The sequence below is a fragment of the Vibrio sp. WZ-1 genome, from assembly GCF_052037695.1.
Taxonomy (GTDB): domain Bacteria; phylum Pseudomonadota; class Gammaproteobacteria; order Enterobacterales; family Vibrionaceae; genus Vibrio.
Genome location: NZ_JBQEQR010000079.1, coordinates 257899 through 277875, shown reverse-complemented (window position 1 = coordinate 277875; position 19977 = coordinate 257899). Strand labels below are relative to the sequence as shown.

18 protein-coding genes are annotated in these 19977 nt (G+C 45.6%); 3 read left to right on the top strand and 15 right to left on the bottom strand.

The features are described from left to right. Positions 1-57 precede the first annotated feature (57 nt). Positions 58-957, top strand: a complete 900-nt coding sequence (locus tag ACTS60_RS15975) for a LysR family transcriptional regulator (protein ID WP_440889047.1) — start codon at positions 58-60, stop codon at positions 955-957. A gap of 133 nt (positions 958-1090) precedes the next feature. On the opposite strand, the gene ACTS60_RS15970 is transcribed toward ACTS60_RS15975, so the two are convergent. The 12 genes from ACTS60_RS15970 to amrS all read right to left on the bottom strand — a co-directional run bounded on the left by ACTS60_RS15970 (position 1091) and on the right by amrS (position 15569). Beyond that, positions 1091-1606, bottom strand: coding sequence for a VOC family protein (locus ACTS60_RS15970; RefSeq protein ID WP_440889046.1), 516 nt, complete (start codon positions 1604-1606; stop codon positions 1091-1093). A gap of 77 nt (positions 1607-1683) precedes the next feature. Further along, positions 1684-2214 (bottom strand): nuclear transport factor 2 family protein, encoded by a 531-nt coding sequence (locus ACTS60_RS15965; protein WP_440889045.1) that lies wholly within the window; start codon positions 2212-2214, stop codon positions 1684-1686. Positions 2215-3144: 930 nt separating this feature from the next. Continuing rightward, entirely contained in the window at positions 3145-4833 is a 1689-nt protein-coding gene (locus ACTS60_RS15960) for a KAP family P-loop NTPase fold protein (protein ID WP_440889044.1), read from the bottom strand. A 306-nt stretch (positions 4834-5139) separates the two neighbouring features. After that, on the bottom strand, positions 5140-6708 hold the full coding sequence (ahpF, locus tag ACTS60_RS15955) for an alkyl hydroperoxide reductase subunit F (protein WP_440889043.1): 1569 nt from the start codon (positions 6706-6708) through the stop codon (positions 5140-5142). A gap of 172 nt (positions 6709-6880) precedes the next feature. Next, the gene (ahpC, locus tag ACTS60_RS15950; RefSeq protein ID WP_005374632.1) at positions 6881-7438 is read right to left on the bottom strand and encodes an alkyl hydroperoxide reductase subunit C; all 558 of its coding nucleotides are present in this window, start codon (positions 7436-7438) and stop codon (positions 6881-6883) included. Between the two features lie 273 nt (positions 7439-7711). Further along, positions 7712-8611 (bottom strand): AraC family transcriptional regulator, encoded by a 900-nt coding sequence (locus tag ACTS60_RS15945; protein WP_440889042.1) that lies wholly within the window; start codon positions 8609-8611, stop codon positions 7712-7714. Positions 8612-8798: 187 nt separating this feature from the next. Next, positions 8799-9065 carry a DUF2999 family protein gene (locus tag ACTS60_RS15940; RefSeq protein ID WP_440889041.1) on the bottom strand — a complete coding sequence of 89 codons (267 nt, stop codon included), beginning with the start codon at positions 9063-9065 and terminating at the stop codon, positions 8799-8801. 68 nt (positions 9066-9133) lie between these two features. Continuing rightward, the gene (locus ACTS60_RS15935) at positions 9134-9955 is read right to left on the bottom strand and encodes a DUF4037 domain-containing protein (RefSeq protein ID WP_440889040.1); all 822 of its coding nucleotides are present in this window, start codon (positions 9953-9955) and stop codon (positions 9134-9136) included. 73 nt (positions 9956-10028) lie between these two features. Beyond that, entirely contained in the window at positions 10029-11138 is a 1110-nt protein-coding gene (locus ACTS60_RS15930; protein ID WP_440889039.1) for a lipocalin-like domain-containing protein, read from the bottom strand. Continuing rightward, a complete protein-coding gene (locus ACTS60_RS15925) occupies positions 11138-13648 on the bottom strand; it encodes an FtsX-like permease family protein (protein ID WP_440889038.1) in 2511 nt (836 codons plus the stop codon). The genes ACTS60_RS15930 and ACTS60_RS15925 overlap by 1 nt, the downstream gene beginning before the upstream one ends. Then, on the bottom strand, positions 13635-14375 hold the full coding sequence (locus ACTS60_RS15920; protein ID WP_440889037.1) for an ABC transporter ATP-binding protein: 741 nt from the start codon (positions 14373-14375) through the stop codon (positions 13635-13637). The genes ACTS60_RS15925 and ACTS60_RS15920 overlap by 14 nt, the downstream gene beginning before the upstream one ends. Positions 14376-14477: 102 nt before the next feature. Continuing rightward, positions 14478-15569 (bottom strand): AmmeMemoRadiSam system radical SAM enzyme, encoded by a 1092-nt coding sequence (amrS, locus tag ACTS60_RS15915; RefSeq protein ID WP_440889036.1) that lies wholly within the window; start codon positions 15567-15569, stop codon positions 14478-14480. 86 nt (positions 15570-15655) lie between these two features. On the opposite strand from amrS, the gene amrB reads away from it, so the two are divergent. Both amrB and amrA read left to right on the top strand, forming a co-directional pair. Then, the gene (gene amrB / locus ACTS60_RS15910) at positions 15656-16450 is read left to right on the top strand and encodes an AmmeMemoRadiSam system protein B (RefSeq protein WP_440889035.1); all 795 of its coding nucleotides are present in this window, start codon (positions 15656-15658) and stop codon (positions 16448-16450) included. Continuing rightward, positions 16419-17024 carry an AmmeMemoRadiSam system protein A gene (amrA, locus tag ACTS60_RS15905; RefSeq protein WP_440889034.1) on the top strand — a complete coding sequence of 202 codons (606 nt, stop codon included), beginning with the start codon at positions 16419-16421 and terminating at the stop codon, positions 17022-17024. Before amrB ends, amrA begins: the two co-directional genes overlap by 32 nt. A 68-nt stretch (positions 17025-17092) precedes the next feature. On the opposite strand, the gene ACTS60_RS15900 is transcribed toward amrA, so the two are convergent. The 3 genes from ACTS60_RS15900 to ACTS60_RS15890 all read right to left on the bottom strand — a co-directional run bounded on the left by ACTS60_RS15900 (position 17093) and on the right by ACTS60_RS15890 (position 19878). Then, the gene (locus ACTS60_RS15900) at positions 17093-17338 is read right to left on the bottom strand and encodes a DUF3297 family protein (RefSeq protein WP_010453814.1); all 246 of its coding nucleotides are present in this window, start codon (positions 17336-17338) and stop codon (positions 17093-17095) included. Between the two features lie 119 nt (positions 17339-17457). Further along, entirely contained in the window at positions 17458-17844 is a 387-nt protein-coding gene (locus ACTS60_RS15895; RefSeq protein WP_045390563.1) for a hypothetical protein, read from the bottom strand. Between the two features lie 42 nt (positions 17845-17886). After that, on the bottom strand, positions 17887-19878 hold the full coding sequence (locus tag ACTS60_RS15890) for a peptidase U32 family protein (protein WP_440889033.1): 1992 nt from the start codon (positions 19876-19878) through the stop codon (positions 17887-17889). Positions 19879-19977 lie beyond the last annotated feature (99 nt).

Below are 19977 nucleotides of genomic sequence, written 5' to 3'. Positions count from 1 at the left end.
CCATTATTGAATAGAACTAAACCATGCCAATTAGATCGGCTTAATTTGAGTAATCATATGGATCAGTTAGGAGCAATACGAGCATTCGTGCTTGTTGTACAAACAGGAAGCTTTTCTGCGGCAGGAAGAGAGCAGGGGACAAGTCAGGCGACTATCAGTAAAAAAGTGGCCGCTTTAGAAGCTCTAATGGGAGTCAAGTTACTCACTCGAACAAGTCGCGAGTTGTCATTAACCGAAGTTGGGCAAGAGTATTTCCAACGCTGTGTGTCGATTCTTAGTGAGTTAGATGAAGCTGAGTCTAATGCTCGTTCTCAAATGGGAAGACCGACAGGTCAATTAAGAGTCTCTGCTCCTGTCGTCTTTGGCAGAAAATTTATTGCGCCCGTGTTAGCCGAATTTTTGCGAGACTACCCAGAGCTAAAAGTGGACTTACACTTGAGTGACAATCACGTTGATTTGATTGCTGAAAGAATCGATATTGCCATTAGAGCCAAACAGTTAGAAGATTCAACGTTAGTCGCCCGACATTTATTTCATAACCCAATGGTACTTGTCGCGGCGCCTAGTTATCTAGAAGAAAATCAAATACCTACCACACCAACTCAGTTGACCTCACACAACTGTATTCTTTATTCGATGCAAAAGTCGATCAATGTATGGCACTTTAATCAAAATGAGCAAAACTTCGCTATCCCTGTGTCTGGCAGTTGTCGATGTGACAATGGTGATGTAATTCTGCAATTGGCCATTGATGGTGTGGGCATTGCTCAACTACCTGTGTGGATGGTAAGTGAGTTTATTGAGTCAGGGCAGCTAGTTACAGTGCTCGATGAGTTCGAAGTCAAACCGCTTCCTTTCAATGCGGTCTATCCACAAAATCGTTACGTACCGTTAAAAGTACGCAGCTTTATCGATTTTCTTAAGGCAAAGATAGAACATAGCAAGCTGTACGCTTGAATAATCGCAACGAGCTCGCACGAAGAGTGGTGAGTGAAATGGCTGTGCATCGCTCGTTGTGAAAATGGTTGTTTAAGTGCCAAGGACTATCTATTGCTCTTGGCGAATATCATCAAGATGACGAAAGATATGTTTATCGTGGGTCGAATAGCCCAACCGAACTTTGCTTCATATATGCTTTTCCATTTGGATATGAGACCAGTTCTAATTGCATCCCCCAAGGTGCCATAAAGTAAACCCAAGATTCACCTTCTGTCGGCCCTTCCGTCATTACTGTTGGCTCGCCTAGTACCTTGATGCCTTGCTGTTTTAGATAAGCGACGGCGGCATTCATATCGTCGACATAGAACGCAAGATGATGGCCACCAATATCTGCATTATTTGGTACTGTTTTACTGCGCTCAACGGTATCTGCGTACTCAAATAGCTCTAAGTTAATGCCTCTTGCGTTCATCATGGCAATCTTGCTGATTTCAGCACGTGGGTGAACATTGAGTTGTTCAGACATCCAGTTATCGTCTGAAGAAAAAGGGCCAAATTCGTAAGCGACCTCGAAGCCAAAATACTGAGTAAAAAACGCAATCGCTTCTTCAATATTTGGAACGGTAATACCGATATGGTCTGGTTTTTTAAGTCCGGGAATGGTCATAGTGAGTACTCCAAGGTATGAATAGAGGGTTGTCTTCAAGGAATGGGGAGTCGAGCTCCCCTTTCACCATCAATAACTTAGATATTGATGTAGTTGTAGCTATCATCACTTTTATCGCGTTTACCACGGTATTTGTCGCTGTAGTTATCAGCCCAAATTGCCGATGCGTCTTGATTTTGGTTCCAATCAAATACCGTTGAGCGATGTTTGATCTTCCACTCACCGTTACGACGCTCGAAGTGGAAGTGGTGGCGACCGCCAAGAATGCCTTCTTTATCTACACCATTCTCTTCATGTACATGGTATGCCCAGACGTAACATTCCGCCGTTGCAGTATCACCATCAATTTCAATCAGTGGGTTACTGATGCGATGTTGAGTTGCTTTTAGCGCACGGAAACCTTCCATAGCAGGCTCCACGAACGCGTGAGCATTGTCGTTGTAGAAAAACAGGTCAGGGAAAATTGGATCTTGATGTTCTTCAATCGCATCTTCCCAGTAGGTTGATTTCATTAATTCGCCATCGACTCGGTCTAACGCTCGAGCGAATTTGTACATCACTTCTGTCATTTCTTGTTTGTCTAGCAATTGTTGCAGTTTCTGTTGCATATCCATCTTCTGTACCTTGTCTAATCTTAAAATGTTTCGTTCTTCATACGGTGTATAAAGAGTGGGTGTTATCTCGCCTATTGGCTCACTACCGGAGAAAGTGTGAGACGAGAGTTTTTTGGACTGACAAGCAATCGCGGTAAGTTAACTTTGTACTCATCTCGGTTGTTCTTGCCGTTTAATCGATGAGTGAATATTACCTATGTGATTTTTTGAATGTAACTGGGTTGGTGGCTATACCAAGTATTCCATATTGGAATTAATTAAGGGGAAGGGCTGTTCTTTGCTACGGTCAGTTCAGTGCCTTCCCATCGTCATTCTGAAGGAGCCCAAGCGAGTATTCAGAATCTAATTTCAGCGCGTTGTGATGCTGCATTGTGAACTGAACTATCTGCGAACACGAAACCAGTTCCTCCCCTTTTAGCTCGTTGTGTTGAGAGCTTTGGAGTTTGATACAAGGGGGAGGTTAGGTGGGGTTGTTGGTTTGAAGCTGAATGTTGGGTTATGTGCTTACAACCCCCTCCAACTCCTCCTTTTCTCGGCATGGTTTGCTAATTATTTTCGTTCGAGTTTGTGGTAAGTAGATTCCCAGTCTCACCTAGGTTCGTGGGAATGACGGTAAGAGAGCGCTAAACGAACATCGTCATTCTGAAGGAGCCTAAGCGGTTATTCAGTATCTAATTTCAGCGCGTTGTGATGTTGCATTGTGAATTGAATTATCCGTTAGTACAGAACCAGTCCCTCCCCTTTGAGCTCGGAGTATTGAGAGCTTCGGAGTTTGATACAAGGGGAGGTTAGGTGGGGTTGGTGGTTTGAGGCTGAATGCTAGGTTATGTGTTTGCAACCCCCTCCAGCTCCCCCTTTTCTCGACATGGTTTGCCAAGCATTTGAATGCGGTTATCAAGGGGGAGGGTATTGGTTTATCAGATTTTAGAGCTTTTCTTTGCCCATCCAGTCAAGTGCTGATGAGAGTTCAACAAAGTCTTGATACTGCTCTTTGCTGATGGAATCGTACCTATCATTTAAATAGATGTATTTCATCCACTCTATACCAGCACTTTCTATCTCCGAATCTTCATGCAGTTCTTTGAGTCTTTTTGCGCATTTTTCAAGGGAAGTTTGTGTTGGGCTACGCGAAGTACCAGAAAGGCCAAATACGTATGCGGGCGTATGTTCAATTGATTCAAAATGAGGGGCAAATAGGTCTCTCAAATATTCCTGATATGTGAACTTATAGATGCCGTCTTTATAGAAATTTCCGTATGTTTGATGACTACTCAACCGCAGGCGCGATGCAATCGATGATGGTTCTAGGTAAGTTGCTATGATGCCATCAATTAATGACATGTTACTTTCCAAAAAGGAGCTTAAGTAAATAACTTTAGAGCTATCTCCAGTCCCTTCAACTCTTTTGAATCCACCAGAAACAATGTCTTTAAACAGTCCTTCATTTCGTTCTCTCAAGCAATGAAGAGTGGTTAACATCAATATGTCTAGTGAGGAGTTTTTGGGCATATGAGATATGGTTGCGATGACTCTATCTGCAATTTGAAGTGAAGTTCTTGGTGACATTCGAAACGCATTCAACACTACGGCGATATTCTGCAAAGTTTCTTTTTCACTCTGAGTATATGGTAATAACTTGACGCCTAAATCGTTCAAGTAACTAGGTGCTAGTTTGTAAGAGTCACTATGCGCATCTAGGAAGTTTTCAAGAGAGGGGGCTTTTAAGCTAAAGCGGCTATTGAAGAAACGTCCAAGGTAAACTCTGGCATCAAAACCCTCGCCATAAACTGCTTTGACAGCATGTTGCAATTGCTCTGTATCAGTAGCCACAACGAACACCACACCAGGAATATCAAAGATATGTTTTATCGTTTCGAGCATCTCAACTGCATAACTTGGCCTACAACGATCGAGCTCATCGATGAAGATAAAAGCAGGAAATGAGATACTCTTGAGAGCTTTAACAGCTTCTACCCATTGAGCTACGTTTTTCTTTAGATTAGATATTGCCTCACTTTTAGCTTCATGTTCTCTGATCAAGTGCTTCACAACATCAGAACCTGCATGACTTAGATCTATTGATTCCCCGTTGTCACTCGGTACTGTAATTGATTCAATTGCTCCATTTTCTTTTTCTCCGGCTTCCATGATTATTACAGGGTCAATTCCAAGAAAACGCTTCGACATTCCCCTTGCAATACCTGGAGCCGCAGCTTTCAATAGGCCAATTAGTTTCGTTGGAGCTGTAAATTTTTCTTCATCTTTTCCTGCTTGAGCTTTTAAATCCTTGATGATTGCAGACACTACCGTCATCAAGGGATCTTCAGAATAGTCTTTTTCCCATGCATCGACGTAAACGACAGGATAGTGCTCTTCGAGGTCGTTTGCCCAACGCTTCAAGAAGTAAGTTTTCCCAGAGCCCCACTCGGAGTTTAAATTGAGAACATAGTTTCTTTTTTGCTCTCCTTCTTCTCTTGCTTCATCGAAGCCCTGATTTGAAAGAAACCTTGTCAGAAACTCAGCATATTTTGCTCTATTTAGTTTGTCTTCCGGAAAGTGTTGTCCAGATATCGAAGCTGGTTCGTCCCAATTGATAACTAGTTGTTGTGGCATGTAGCCTCCTATATGCAATTAGTCTTGATATTGAGCCTATTTGAAGTCAGTTCAATAGGTGGAGAAGTAAGAAGTGTTATTTTGTCGATGGGTTATCCGTTATTGTTAAGTGATTGTTTGTAAATGGGTATTTTATAAATGTCCCCCAAACCAAAAAAGCCAGCAGTTAATACCTGCTGGCAAAGTCTTTGGGCTTCTAGGTTTTTTGATTTTATTTCTTGTTACTCATCGCTGTCACGGTGCCCCGATTGGTTTTCCGGGGAAGAAAACACAGCACCGTGCGCTTTGTGCTCAAGAAATTGGAGATTAACCTTGCTTACGGATTAGGTAGTCAAATGCGCCTAAGCTTGCTTTTGCACCTTCACCCATCGCAATGATGATCTGTTTGTAAGGAACGGTTGTTGCGTCACCCGCTGCGAACACACCTTCTAGGCTAGTATCGCCACGGCTGCCGACTTCAATCTCGCCGTGCTCAGATAGGGCTACTTCTGAATCTTTTAGCCATTCTGTGTTCGGTACTAGACCGATTTGAACAAAGATACCTGACAGTTCAATCTCTTTGATTTCATCTGTGTTGCGGTCTTTGTACTTCAAGCTTGTTACGCGAGTGCCGTCACCCACAACTTCAGTAGTTTGCGCCATCGTGATGATGTCTACATTTGGTAGTGAGTTCGCTTTGTCGATAAGAACTTGGTCTGCGCGAAGTACGTCTGCGAATTCAAGAACCGTTACGTGTTCTACGATACCAGCAAGGTCGATAGCTGCTTCGATGCCTGAGTTACCACCACCGATAACCGCAGTTTTTTTGCCTTTGAACAGTGGACCGTCACAGTGTGGGCAGTATGCGACACCTTTGTTGCGGTACTCTTGTTCACCCGGAACGTTCATTTCACGCCAGCGTGCACCAGGGCTTAGGATGACACTCTTACTCTTCAGCGTTGCGCCGCTTTCAAGTTGGATGTGAATCAAACCGTCTTCTGTGTGTGCTGCGCCCATTAGCTTCTCAGCTTGTTGCTCAGTCACTACGTCTACGTCGTATTCTTTTAGGTGTTCTGCTAGGTCTGTTGCCAGTTTTGGACCTTCAGTACGTTTTACCGAAATGAAGTTCTCAATTGCCATGGTGTCCATAACCTGACCACCAAAACGCTTAGCAACAACGCCAGTACGAATACCTTTACGAGCGGCGTATAGAGCAGCTGCGCTACCACCAGGGCCACCGCCGACAACAAGTACGTCGTATGGGTCTTTTTCGCTCAGTGCTTTCGCCGCTTTCTCGCTCGCGCCGTCATCCACTTTGTTTAGGATTTCAGTCAGAGACATACGGCCTTGACCGAATAGCTCACCGTTCACGAATACGCTTGGTACGGCCATGATGTCGCGTTGTTTCACTTCATCTTGGAACAAACCACCGTCGATCATGGTTGCTTTTACTTTCGGGTTGATCGCCGCCATCATGTTGAACGCTTGAACCACGTCCGGACAGTTTTGACACGACAGTGAAATGAAGATTTCGACGTCTAGATCTTTGTCTAGTGCTGCGATTTGCTCAATCACTTCTGGTTCTAGTTTGATTGGGTGACCGCCAGAGTGAAGCAGTGCCAATACTAGAGAGGTAAACTCGTGACCCATTGGCAAGCCTGCAAAGCGTAGTGCTGTGCCTTTTGCTGGGTTAGTTACCGCCATCACTGGTTTACGTGCGCTTGCGTTGTCGTCACGTTCAACGGTGATTAGGTCGCTCATCTCTGCGATTTGGTTCGCTAGAGACAAAATGTCATTCGATGCTTTGCTTTCATCTAGACTAACCACTAAACGAACTTCTTCTTTTACATTAGCCAGATATTGTTTGAGTTGTTGTTGGATCGCTTGGTCTAACATAGTTGTTACTACCTTAATTAAAACTAAAAAGTGGTTACTGTAGATAAAACCTGAGGGGGAGAGAGCAAATCAGGCAGAAGGTCGTCAAGGTATCTAACCTGAAGTGCTCTCTAATTCAGTTCTAATCAGAAAAAGGAAATCGGGAACTGATTAGAACTTAAATTTCAGTGGCTTAGATTTTGCCAACTAGGTCTAGTGATGGAGCTAGTGTCTCTTCACCTTCTTTCCATTTCGCTGGGCAAACTTCGCCTGGGTGCGCTGCTACGTATTGAGCTGCTTTTACTTTGCGTAGTAGGTCTTCTGCGTCACGACCGATACCTTCAGCAGTGATTTCCATTGCTTGGATAGTACCTTCTGGGTCGATTAGGAACGTTGCACGGTCTGCAAGACCTTGACCTTCACGCATCACACCGAAGTTGTTTGTGATGTTGCCTGTTTGGTCGCCAAGCATGTAGTACTGAATCTTACCGATTGTGTCTGAGCTGTCGTGCCACGCTTTGTGAGTGAAGTGTGTATCAGTTGATACTGAGTAAACTTCTACGCCACGTTTTTGTAGCTCTTCGTAGTGGTCTGCTAGGTCGCCCAGTTCTGTTGGACATACAAACGTAAAGTCTGCTGGGTAGAAGAAGAATACTGCCCATTTACCTAGAACGTCTTGCTCTGTAACTTCTACGAATTCGCCGTTTTTGTACGCTGTAGCTGCAAATGGTTTGATTTGAGTATTAATCATAATTTACTTTCCTTTGAATGTTTTAAGCTGAGCTGTTGTTGCTTTCGGAAAGTATATTCTCATCGGAGTGTGTTTAAGGAAAATCGCTTGTAACTATCCTATTGATAGCCATTTCCTATTTCACTTGATAGGCATATCCGATGTAAGTGGGTTTGCATTGATAGGTTTTATTGAAGATAAAAGAAGAGTGACAATAGAGAAGAACAATCAATTACAGAGGGGCTTGCACTTTGCTTAAGATCGAAAAAGCCTGCAATTACGCAGGCTTTTGGTTTATTTGATGGCTGTGCAGAAGCTGACGTCTGCATGATGCGTTTGTGGATCGTAGCTATGATAAAGTTCGAAGCAAGGTCGACAGTCGTTTTCAATGCCGGACTCAACGACTTCGCTCATCAAGTCATCCCATGCTTTAGGGTATTGGCTGAATTCGGTAATGTGCTGACGTATCACCGCGTAATGACCGCCGGGGAAGTCTTGTAGCTCAATGCCTTTTGGTACTTCGGTATCTTCTGGCACCATCAAGCAGATATCAGTACGACACTTCTCGTCTGGCGTGATTTCTGGGTTATCGTGATAAATGAAGATGCAGGTATTGCCCGCCAACCCTTTCATGCCTGCCCATTGATACAAGCGGCCTGATGGTTCTTCGTAACCCTGGCCGTAAGGGCCGTTAACACGAATATAGGCCAGTTTTGCTTTTTCAAAGTTTTGCGTTTCCATATTGTTGCTCCATGTTGTGAGTTCAGAGCCAGTATATGAATCGCTGGAATTTAGTTCGTTTCCATTCTTGCGCAGTGTGTGTCCAATCTTGCTGTTTCGCGCGAGTTCAGAAAATTGCTGGTAGTTTTCGCAGTCGCGAAAGGCGGTTGGCGTGACGCCATAATGTTGCTTGAAGGCTTTGGCTAAGCTCTGCGAGCTAGAAAATCCATACTCTAAGGCGACGTTAAGTACAGATTGTTTGGATTTGAACAACTCGTCCGCAGCGGCTTCTAAGCGCAAGCGTCGAATGAAATCTGCCAGTGTTTCGCCTTGTACGGCTTTAAAGGTACGGTGAAAATGATATTGAGACAGGTTCGCCAGCGCGGCCACTTCTGGCAGGTTGAGTGGCTCATTGAAATTCTGTTCCAAGTAACGAATCACAGGAATCAGCCGTTGTTGATAATCGACGCGCATTGCAGTATTTCCTTGTTCTATCCACCCTATTTTCTACGTTCAAAGCGTACCGCAACCAAATAGGCTTGCAAGGCTAGGGGGTGAGAAATGCGTGGCGTGAAAGAGAAAATAGCGCTTACAAAAAAGCCGTTATTCCCAAATGTTTGAGTTTAACGGCCTTTAATATCAAGTGGTTGGCGACTAGTGCTTAGTTAGCTTGATTCTGGCTCTGAAGCTTCTCTTTTGCTTCTTCAACCTTTGAGAAATCCAATCCTAGCTCTTCCACTGCTTCTTTGATTAGCGCAGGGTTTTGCATTACTTGCGCCATCAGCATTTGTAGCTTGTCTTGTGGCAAACCTAGTTGGCTGATTGTTGCCATTGCCGCTAGAGGGTTTTGTGTCAGAGTCTGAAAAATCGCGTTGATTTGCTCATCGCTGATATTGTTCTCTTTCAGCAGCGCAATAATCGGGTTCATCGCATTTCCTTTTAATCACAGAATGAAATAGAACCGGAGTTTAGCACTTGGTTGTGTTTGGTTGAACTCTACGCTCCATCAATATTTTCTGTGAAACCAGATTCTTTAATGGCTGTGATTAAGTTATTTGTTGCTAAATCGAGCTCAGATGAGAGTTGATCATATTTCATCCCGTCTAAACAAGTTAAGCTTTTCATGGAATCCTCAAAACCAATAGGTAGAACTTTGCACCATTTTTTAGCAAGCTGAACCAAACGCTTTTCGCCAGGGTGAGGAATAAAGTTGATAGCAAACAACACATCAAAGTAGCTGGCTAAATAGGCACTTAAGCGGTGTTGGACACTGATGTAATCATCCCGTTTAATGGCTTTGGCAATTTGTTTGGGATAGGCAGGCGCGGCGTGGTGAAGAAGCGGTAGGTTTTTGGCGATCACGGCTGCTGAAAGCGCTTTGCTGTAATCAATACGATATCTTTCTTGAAGAGACGAAAGCTTCTCATGTCGGTCAAATAGGATTTTTGAGTGGATTAAATTTGCCCAAAAGCAGGTGCTATAGCCAACATTCACTTGATGATCAATCACCACGCGCTGGAGTTCTTGTGCAAGCCAGTCAATATTTCGATATATCAGCTCTATTTCTGTTCCGTTGTTTAACTGTCCATTATCTTCCGTTTCCCAGAATTGGTTGTTTAACTCCATATGGCAGCAGTATTGGGATGTGATGGCCTTTCTGGTGGCAACCGGAATATCGTTTGTTGTGTAGATATAAACATCATAATCAGAGAGTGAGTCGTTGGTTTGAGTACTATTGGATCCGGCTAGGGCAACGGCTTCTACCTGTTCTAGCTTGGCAAACTCAGTAATTAAAGCGCTTAGCAGTGCATCTTTCATGTTTGGTTCTCCATGTAATATGCAACAACATAAACGCTATCAATTCCCCCTAATGGGTGAGATGTCACAATTCTCAATACCCCGTCAGCTCCATATATCCCGTTCCAGAATGAGAGCCATCAATGCGTACTGGGCCTTCCCAATAAGGCACAGAAAGCGGCATTTTTGCGTTCGGGTTGAGTGCAGAAACGGTAAGTTCAATTTGCTGGTTAGGAATCGATACTTGCCACTGGGTTGGATAATTGTGGCCTTGGATTTCTGTTTGCTTGGTTGCCTCTAACTGAATGTCTTTTTGTGGGATAGCTATGCCCGAACCATCTTGCAGCATCAGTTTTGCGCTGGAAAAACTCGCTTTTCCCGTTTTGGTGTCACGCAGTTGGAATACCACCAAGCTGGTTTCTTCGCTTAACCTCAGTGCGAACCAATCCCAGCCTTGTTGTGAGTCGAGTAAGAACTGCGAGCTCCACTCTCTGTCTATCCAACCTTTGCCTGATACTTGATGGGTTTTGCCGTCGATAATGACTTGACCGTAGACATCAATAAACGGTTGGCTGTAGTAATACGAAGCCACCTGACCATCGGCACTTTTGGTGCTGTAACCTTGTTCACCTTGTTTTTGATAAGGTGCGGAGCTGGTCAGTTTGAGTGAGTAACCAAACTGCTCTGAATTGGCATTTAGCGTGGCGGGGAAGAGATCGTCAGTTGAAGAGGTCCACTGCCAATCATCGAGATAGACTCGAAATGGTGATGCGTCGACGCCCGCCAGTGCGGCTTGGTCACGAGACCACTTTTCATCAGCATAATGTTTGCCTTGCGTAGTAACCGCGCTATGGGCCATGTAGATTTGCTGAGTTTGCCACTCGGTTTTCTTCACTTCATCTTCGCCTGTCGGCGGCGCAGCAGCAAAGCGAAATTGTGTCCACTGTATTCCTAGAGGATTACCTTCTTCATCAATTAAGTTAGCGGTTAAGTACCACCATTCATGACGAAAATTCGGGTGCGCTTGATGGTCGGTAGGAAAGGTGAGTTCAACGCCCTTCAGAACCGGTGTGAATGGATTGCTTTCGATTTGCGTGTCTACATTGCCCAACAACGTGCCCATATTTTGTTGCTGCGTATCTTCACAACCGAACAGGAATAAGCTGCTTATGAGTAGAGTAAGTTTGCTTGCTGATTGACTCATTACAACACCTCGCTTTGCAAACTGGAGACGACAGGTTTGCTGACCAATCGCCACAGCGGAATCAAGGTTGCGATCACTGCCACCAAGATGGTGATCGCCGCGATGCTAAGGGCATCACTCCAATTCCACAGATAAGTTAAGCTCCAACCAAAAGCGCGTAAGGTGACGATGTCTGTCAGTACATAACCCACCATAGCACCGAGGGGCAGGGCAATCACCAGAGTAAAGCTGACCAAAGCGACGATCTGTCCGACCACCATGGTCATTAATTTCCGACGGCTGACGCCAAGGGCATACAGCCTTGCAATGGCGGCTTTGCGCGCGTCGAGTAACATGAAACAAGCACTGAACAAACCAATCACCGCCACCATCAAAGTCACGCCGTTGAGTGCGCGCGTAATGGCAAAGGTCTGCGAGAATATATCCAACGCGATGGATTTGATTTGCGCCTGATCGTAGAGCTGACTTGGATGCAGATTCAGTTGCTCGCGCAGTTGGGCATAAATGAGTTTTGGATCGTCAGAGACTTTAATGCTAAGGCTCGTCGGTAGATCGGTAAAACCGCTTTCTCGCCACAACTTTGGAGCCAGTAACACTTCACCATTTGGCGAGCCATAATCATGGAAAATTGCCCCCACAAGCAGAGTTTTGTTTGGAATGGCATCAAGCTGTAGTCCGCTTTCAAGTGATAAGCCCAGTTTTACTGCGGTCGGCTCACTGATAGCGATTAATTCACCTTGGTAAAAACGTCGCCAGAAGTTATCAAGGTGCGATTTGAACACCATGGTTTGCTCTAAGGTGTCCTTGTCTTTGGTGCCCAGCAAAATCGGTAAGCCTTGCAGGTTATCGTCGACATAGTATTGCTTGTAGACGGTTTCGACCTTGTCGAACTGCTCTAGGGCGCGTTCCACATTGGTGATTTCACCCTGTGCAGGGCTAACGTAAATGTCGGCATGTAGCCTTTGTTCGAGCCACTGTTTTAGCGTTGATTCAAAGCTACCAACTAAGGTGTTCATGCCTAAATTGGCGGTTACTGCGAGTAGCAACGCCATCATGGCGAGAGAAAGCGGCGATATCAGCTCGCGCAGCTCTGCGAATAGATACTGCGTCAAGCCGGAATGGGTGCGTTTTTCACATACGTTCGCTAATACGCTCAGCGTTTTGGGCAGGTATAAAGGGATCGAAACCACTAACACGCCAAGCCATGCCATGGTGAAGCGGTGATGCTCACTTAGCCATAACCCAGCGAGTGCGAGAGTTGTTAATACAAGACCCATCACGAACAATTGGTTTTCATTGGAGGTTTCTGGCGCTTGATAAAAACCACCATGAGATGAGAGAGGCTGATGGACTTGCTGTTTAAAGTGCTGCCAACACGCTAGTAGTGTCGCTGCTAAGGTTAACAGCAGAGCTTGCATCCACCATTGCCACAGCCAAGTGCCAGGAAGGAGTGTCGCGCCATAAAGTTGCTCAAGCGTCAGTGCTACGGTTGGGTGTAACCAATGGCTGAGTTGCATGCCTAGTACAAAACCAACTGAAGCTCCGATGGTGACCAAAATGATCAGTTCAATCAGCAGTGCGGTAAAAATGGTCCTCGGTGCGATACCTGCTTGCTGAATTTGTACGAGCAGCCGATTGCGCTTGAGTAAGCTGTATTTCACGCCGTTATAGGCGATAAACAAACCAACCAAAAACGCCAGTAAGCTCATCGCGGTGAGATTGAGGTGAAAGCTGTCGGTCAGCGAGCCAAGGTCTGTACTTTGATTATTGGAAATCCATTGTCCTTGCTCGCCAATCAGCTTCTGCCATTTTGCTTGCGTGTCTTTACCTGTATTGAAGCCAGTATCGAACACGGCAATGTAACTGAGCTGGCCTTGTTTATTGAGTATCTGTTGGGCGAAGCCTATGTCCATCAACATTCGACTTCCCAGTTGCCATTCGTCAGGCAATACCACCACTCGAGTTGGGATGTCGTCCAGAATCAGTGTTTCTACTTCACCTAGGTTTTGGTGCTGCGATTGGCTCATCATTACAATGGGCTCCCCGCCTAAAAGTTCCGGCAAAGGTAATACGCTGTCGAATAGAGAAACGTTGTGCGCACTATTCGATGAGTAACGAGAGCGTGAGGAGATAGCGGCAATCAATTCACTGCCTTGCACCGACCAGCGACGGCCATGCTCATCCCTTATTCGTCCTTCAATTACAGGCAAGGTTGCACTGAGACCATTTTGTCTCAGGGTGAAGTAGAGTGATTCAGGCAGATAGTTTTGCCCGGCTGGAGGAATAATCAGGTTTTGCGCTTGGGCACTTAGCTGCTCGGTAGATTCCGCGTAGCTACGTTTGGCATTGAGGTTGATGGCCTGCACAGCGACGAAAAGAGTCACCGCAAGCACGATGCCGATTAAAATTGCCGCCGCTTGCAAGGGCGCTTGTCGGTAATGCGCCGCAAACAGATTCAGCGTTAGTTTGGCGTGCGTGACTTTGATACTCGTAAGCTTAGCCTGCTTCATGACGTGGCTCATGGTCTTGTTGTCCACTGAGACTGTTGCTCAGTGGGTTATTGCACGGAGTGTTATTCAAGTGACCATTTTCTAACAGTAATTGCGTTTGCATAAATTCAGCACATTCGGGACTGTGAGTCACCAAAAGTACCGCGGTATTACCTTGTGCGGTGATTTCACTCATTAGCTTCATCACCTCTAATCCGGCTTTATGATCGAGGTTACCTGTGGGTTCATCAGCAAGGAGAAGTTTGGGTTTATGGGCTAACGCACGGGCGATGGCTACTCGTTGTTGTTGGCCGCCAGAAAGGGCAGAAACGTGTCTATCGAGAAGTTGGCTGATGCCAAGTGTCTCTACCAGATAATCGCACCAGTCATTCCATTTTTGTTGGTTCAAGTGTAGAGGAAAGGCGATATTTTGCTTTACGTTTAGGGGCGTTAACAAATTAAATTGTTGAAAGATGACACCGAGTTTTTGATGACGAAAGCGGCTCCATTGAGGATCTTTCCAAGCTGCAGTGTTATCGTCATCTAACCATAATTCGCCATCTGAAAGTGGCTCAAAGCCAGCAATAACATTGAGTAAGGTGCTTTTGCCGCTACCACTCGCACCCGTCAAAGCTACGCTTTCGCCTGTAGCTAGCCTGAAGTCGACATTTTGGAGAACGCAGTGCGTTTGTTTGCCATCGATAAAGTTTTTTGAAGCGTGACGGAGTTTTATTAGCGGCCCATTCATGCCATATCCTTATGCCATTTTTTAATGCTTACGAGTTTTCATTCTTTGCGGTTTAACTTAGCGTTGATAAAGCTTATTTACCACGCAAAGTATGGCTTATGACTAGCGGATCACGACGGGAATCCGTTTTCTGCCAAATGGATGGGTGAGTGTTCCAAATCGCCCCGCAAGTTGAAAACCACAATATTCACACTGACCCTCATTTGTTAGATGGCTCTCTCCTAGCTGATACCAGTTCCGAGCTAAGACTTTTTGATGGCATTTGGGGCAATACGTGCTATCGCCATCTTCGTCACTGACGTTACCCACATATACGTAGTTAAGGCCGTTGTTGAGTGCGATTTGTCGGGCTTTTTGGATTGTGCTGAGCGGCGTTTTCTCTGTACTCAGCATTTTAAAATCTGGATGAAAGGCACTGAAGTGAATCGGAATGTTGCTGCCTAAGTTGTCATAAATCCACCGAGTCATCGCTTCTAGCTCAGCAGTGCTGTCATTCTCTCCGGGGATTAGCAAGGTGGTGATCTCAAACCATACCTCCGTTTCGTGATGTAAATAGAGTAGGGTGTCCAATACTGGAGCGAGGTGACCACTACAAAGCTTATGGTAAAAACGCTCTGTAAATGCTTTTAAATCTACATTGGTGGCATCCATATGGCGGAAAAACTCAACTCTAGGCTTATCGCAAATATAGCCTGCGGTGACTGCGACACTTGATATGTCGAGTTCATGGCAAGCTTGAGCTGTGTCTACAGCGTATTCCATAAAAATGACAGGGTCGTTGTAGGTAAATGCAATGCTTTTACAGCCATGTTGCTTGGCAGCTTGAGCGATTTGCTCGGGCATGGCGGGTGCACCGAGAGTATCAATTTGCCGCGACTTACTGATATGCCAATTTTGGCAAAACTTACAACCTAAGTTGCACCCAGCGGTACCAAATGAGAGTACGGAGCTACCCGGAAAAAAGTGATTAAGCGGTTTCTTTTCTATCGGGTCAATGCAAAACCCACTCGAACGTCCATAGCTCGTTAGGGAAATTTCTCCGTTGTGAGCTTGGCGCACAAAGCATGCTCCTCTTTTTCCCTCTCTTAAGCGGCACTGCCTTGGACACAAGTCGCAAATTACACGACCGTCATCGAGTCGATGCCAATAGGAAGTTGGATAAAATTCGGGAGGCGATGCGGGATAGGATGGCATGGTAAACTCTCAATTAAATCTGCTTCTATACTTAAAGTTAAGTATGGCACTTCGCTGGCCTTTGTGAGCACGATAAGGGGATCGGTATGCATGTTCGTCCTCCAGCGGTGGCTGGGCACTTTTATCCGCATTCGTCGCAACAACTAAGCTCAATGATCCAAAGTTGGGAGAAGCAGAGTGCGCGCGAACACCAGTCGCAGATCAGAGCTTTGGTCGTGCCTCATGCTGGTTATGTCTACTCAGGAGAGGTGGCAGCAGATGCGTTCCATTGTTTAAAATCGCAAGCCGATAGAATCCATCGGGTGATTTTGCTTGGCCCAAGTCATCACCTTTCTTTTTTGGGCTGCGCATTACCGAGCGTTGATTGGTTTTCGACCCCTTTAGGGAATATCGAGATCGATCGCAAATGGCGAGCAATATTGGCAGAACAGGAAGACGTGCTGATCTCAGATGAAGCGCACGCCCCAGAGCATTGTCTTGAAGTACAGTTGCCGTTGTTACAAACCTACCTTGGAGCATTTCATCTCTTGCCTATATTGACCAGTCGAATCTCACCAGCTCGAATGGCAGAGTTACTTGACCCAGTTTGGCTTGGTGATGATAGTTTGTTGGTGGTGAGCAGTGATTTAAGCCACTACCACTCTTACTCACAAGCGCAGAGTTTGGATAAACAGACGTGTGAGCAAATTGAGGCTTACCAAGCGACACTGAAGCCAGAACAGGCTTGTGGCTTTACGGCACTCAATGCGTTACTGCTATTGGCCAAGGGCAGAGGCTATCAATTATCTAGGAAAACATTAATCAACTCCGGTGATACTGAACACGGAGATCAACAACGTGTGGTGGGTTATGCCAGTTATCTCGTCTCAGATCCTGAATGAGTTAGAGCTCACGCAGTTGTTCAACATTGCTTGTGATGCTATTCGTTGCCGATTCGCTGGTCAACCAGCCACGCCACCAAGCCTTGGTGAGTGCCTACCAAGATTAAGGGAAGTTGGGGCGAGTTTTGTGACCTTAAAAGTACATGGAGAGCTGCAAGGTTGCATTGGCACTATTGTCGCTCATCAGCGTCTTGCGCTCGATGTGCATGACAAAGCATTAGCGAGTGCGTTTCAAGACCCAAGATTTACCCCTCTAAGTAAAAAACAATTATCGTCACTTTCTGTGGAGGTGTCGGTGTTGTCATTACCTGAGGTATTGGTTGTTGCATCAGAGCAAGCATTGCTTGGCTATTTAGCGACACATAAGGTTGGGCTTATTTTATCGTGTCGGCAGCGTCGAGCTCTGTTTCTACCTCAAGTATGGGAGCAGTTGCCAAACCCGATTGATTTTGTTCGTCACTTAAAACACAAAGCTGGTTGGTCAGAGTCGTTTTGGGATGACGAGATGGAAGTGAAAACGTTTGTGGTGGATAGTATTGAAGGGCCGTTCAATGTGGAGAGTACACTCTCTTAAAGCAGCTTTATTGGGAACAAATAAAAAAGCCTGAGAGTATTTCTCAGGCTTTGTAATCATTGGCTAGCTTATACGTAGTACGCTTCAACTTCGCCTTTAAGCTTGATAAGCATTGGGTTACCGAAGCGGTCTTTTGCTTTAGGAGAAGCAATTTTTACCCAACCTTCGCTAACACAGTACTCTTCAACGTCAGTGCGCTCTTGGCCCTTGAAGCGAATACCGATTTGGTGATCGAAGCACTCTTTTACAAAGAATGGGCTGCGTGGGTTGCCAGATAGGTGATCTGGTAGAGCTGGTTTAGCTGTATCTGTCATTTTGTGTGACCTTGAAGTCCGTAAAAAAAGTGCGCCATTGTAGTCAGTGCAAGGCGAGTGTTCAAGATGTCTAAGTCGTAGTTTGAGGCGATTAACATTAACCAACCCAAGATGCGGTCTTAAGCCCGATAAAATTTACTGTCGTTGAACACGTCACGATCACGCGGGTCGTTCGAGAGGAACATCCATATCTCTTTCATGCTTTGTTCAAAGAACTCTTCCTCATACACCACCATGGAGCAATGTTCACCAAGCCCAACAACGAAAGGTTCGAGTGCTTCAAAGCCGATGTTTTCAATGTCGTCAAGATCGATGAAATACAGCTTCTTATCGGTTTTTTGCTCGCTTTCTGTGGGTAATTCGCCTTTACCAAGCACTGAAAAGTTAAGCTCAACAGTTAAACCCGTACGGTTTTGTTTGAGCTCGTAAACTGCTTCTGATTGTGTCACTACGCTGTAGTTCAAATCATCAAAGTAGCTCAGTGTTTCTTGCTTCATAGGGTGCATAAGTCTTCCATACATTGTGCAGTTGAACCTGATGAGATTCGTTTACAAGCCTTTCAAGTATTGAGCGTTTGCAGTCGGTTGAACCGCAGCATTAAGTGCTTCAGTATTCTGCTGATTGTGTTCATCAAGCAAGGCCGTAAAGGCATCAATCAACTCAGGCTTGGTCATCGTGACTTTGGTTTCTGTCTGGATATCGCGCAGGTCGATTAACACGTCAGTTAACAGCTGCGGCAAATCTTGCAGCAATTGTAGGTTCAACACGTTATGTTCGCTGTAGATAGAGTTGTGACTGCCTTTTTGCTTTTGCACCACGTACGGGTTGTCTTTTAGGTTGATGATCGATGTTCGCTTGTCACAACGTTTCAAACAGCCTTTGTTAACCTTAATTTTGCGGCAACCTTCGGTTTGTTGGAACAAACACTGGCGACTGGTCAGCAGTGTGTTCGGGTGGTAAATGCTGTAGTAGCTGCGCATGTTGTGTGGTCGCTTAATGTGGCGCATCTGCTTCATGTTCAGCTCGTTGGAGATAAACGCACCGCTTGCGGCGAATTCTTCTTGCAAGCATTTGAACGAGTAGGAGTTCACGGTGTTCATCTGCGGACCAGCGACCCAACCTAATCCTAGCGCTTGAGCCAAAATGCCCACGCCAGAGTTATTGGTGATCGACAATGCAGGTTTCACGACCTCTAAGAATGCTCGTGCCGCTTGGTAATCGTCCCCAATCAAAATTGCAGGGAACCAAGGTTTTAATGTCGGATTTGTTTGGAACAAATCGATCATTGCATTCAGTTCACCGGCCAATCCCATTGGGAGCTGGAAGTACACATCGACGTCGCTGTATTCGCATAGCGCTGCGTCTTCTGCTGATGAAATCAATACAGATAGCTTAGGTGCGCCTTCACGTAATTGTGGTTGAGGCAGCGTCGGTAATGTCGGTACATCAATCGCGCCTTTTAGGCTGCTGCCAGAGGCTTGTGTAGAGGTTACATCAAAATCTTGCGTCTTCTCTGCAACCTTCTCAATGATTGCGGTTTTGTCGTCGTAGAGTTTCTTCTTCACGCCTTGCAAATCATCAGCGGATTCGCACTTGTAGATCTTCGAGAAGTGTTTTACGGCGTGATCGCGAGGGTTGTCGATGTACATCGCTTTACCGAAATCACCTTGCAAAAACGCGTTAGAGAAATCGCGGTTAAATACGGTGTACAACTCTGTGGTGTCGTTCGACAGTTCTATGCCATCACACAATCGGTCAATCTGTTTACGCCAGTTATCGACCACGGTGTAAACGTAGTGAGATTTCTTAATGCGGCCTTCCACTTTCAACGAATACACACCCGCATCGGCAAGCGCTTCTAAATCGCCAAATGCTGAGTTGTCCTTCATGTTGAGAGGGTAGCTGTTGCCTGTTTTGGTGGTTTCGTATTGCTCACGACAAGGCTGGCTGCAGCGACCACGGTTGCCCGAAGCCCCGTTGCGCGCAGAGCTGATGTAACAGATGCCAGAGAAACCAATGCAGTAAGAGCCGTGCACAAACACTTCCATCATCACGTCATGCTCACGACCAAACTGAGCAAGATGCTTGATCTCATGAATATTCAGTTCACGAGAGAGGTTTACACGGCTTGCCGTTAACTGATTCAGGAACAGGATTTGCCCTTCGTTGTGCGTGTTGAGCTGAGTTGAAGCGTGTACGTCTAAATCCGGAAAGTGGTTCTTGAGAATGTAAGCCAAACCCAGATCTTGCACTATCACGCCATCAATCGCTGTGGTGTTTAACTGGCTGAGCAAACGTACGATAGCAGGGATTTCACTTTCCAGAATTAACACGTTGAGAGTCAGGAAGATCTTACAGTTGTGCTGATGCGCAAGCTGCAACACGCCATTCAAGTTATCTAAGGTGAGGTTGGTTGCTCGGTTGCGCGCATTAAAGCGGTCTAGTCCGCAGTAAATGGCATCGGCACCCGCAGCAATAGCCGCTTTGATGGAATCCAGGTCGCCACCCGGCGCTAATAACTCAAATTGATCGCGTGTCACTCTTTCACTCTTATTCAGCTAGAAATTCAGCACGTATTCTACGGGGTTCAAAAGTGTGATCTAGCGCTAGTTAACGCTTTATTAATCTGAATCAATTTA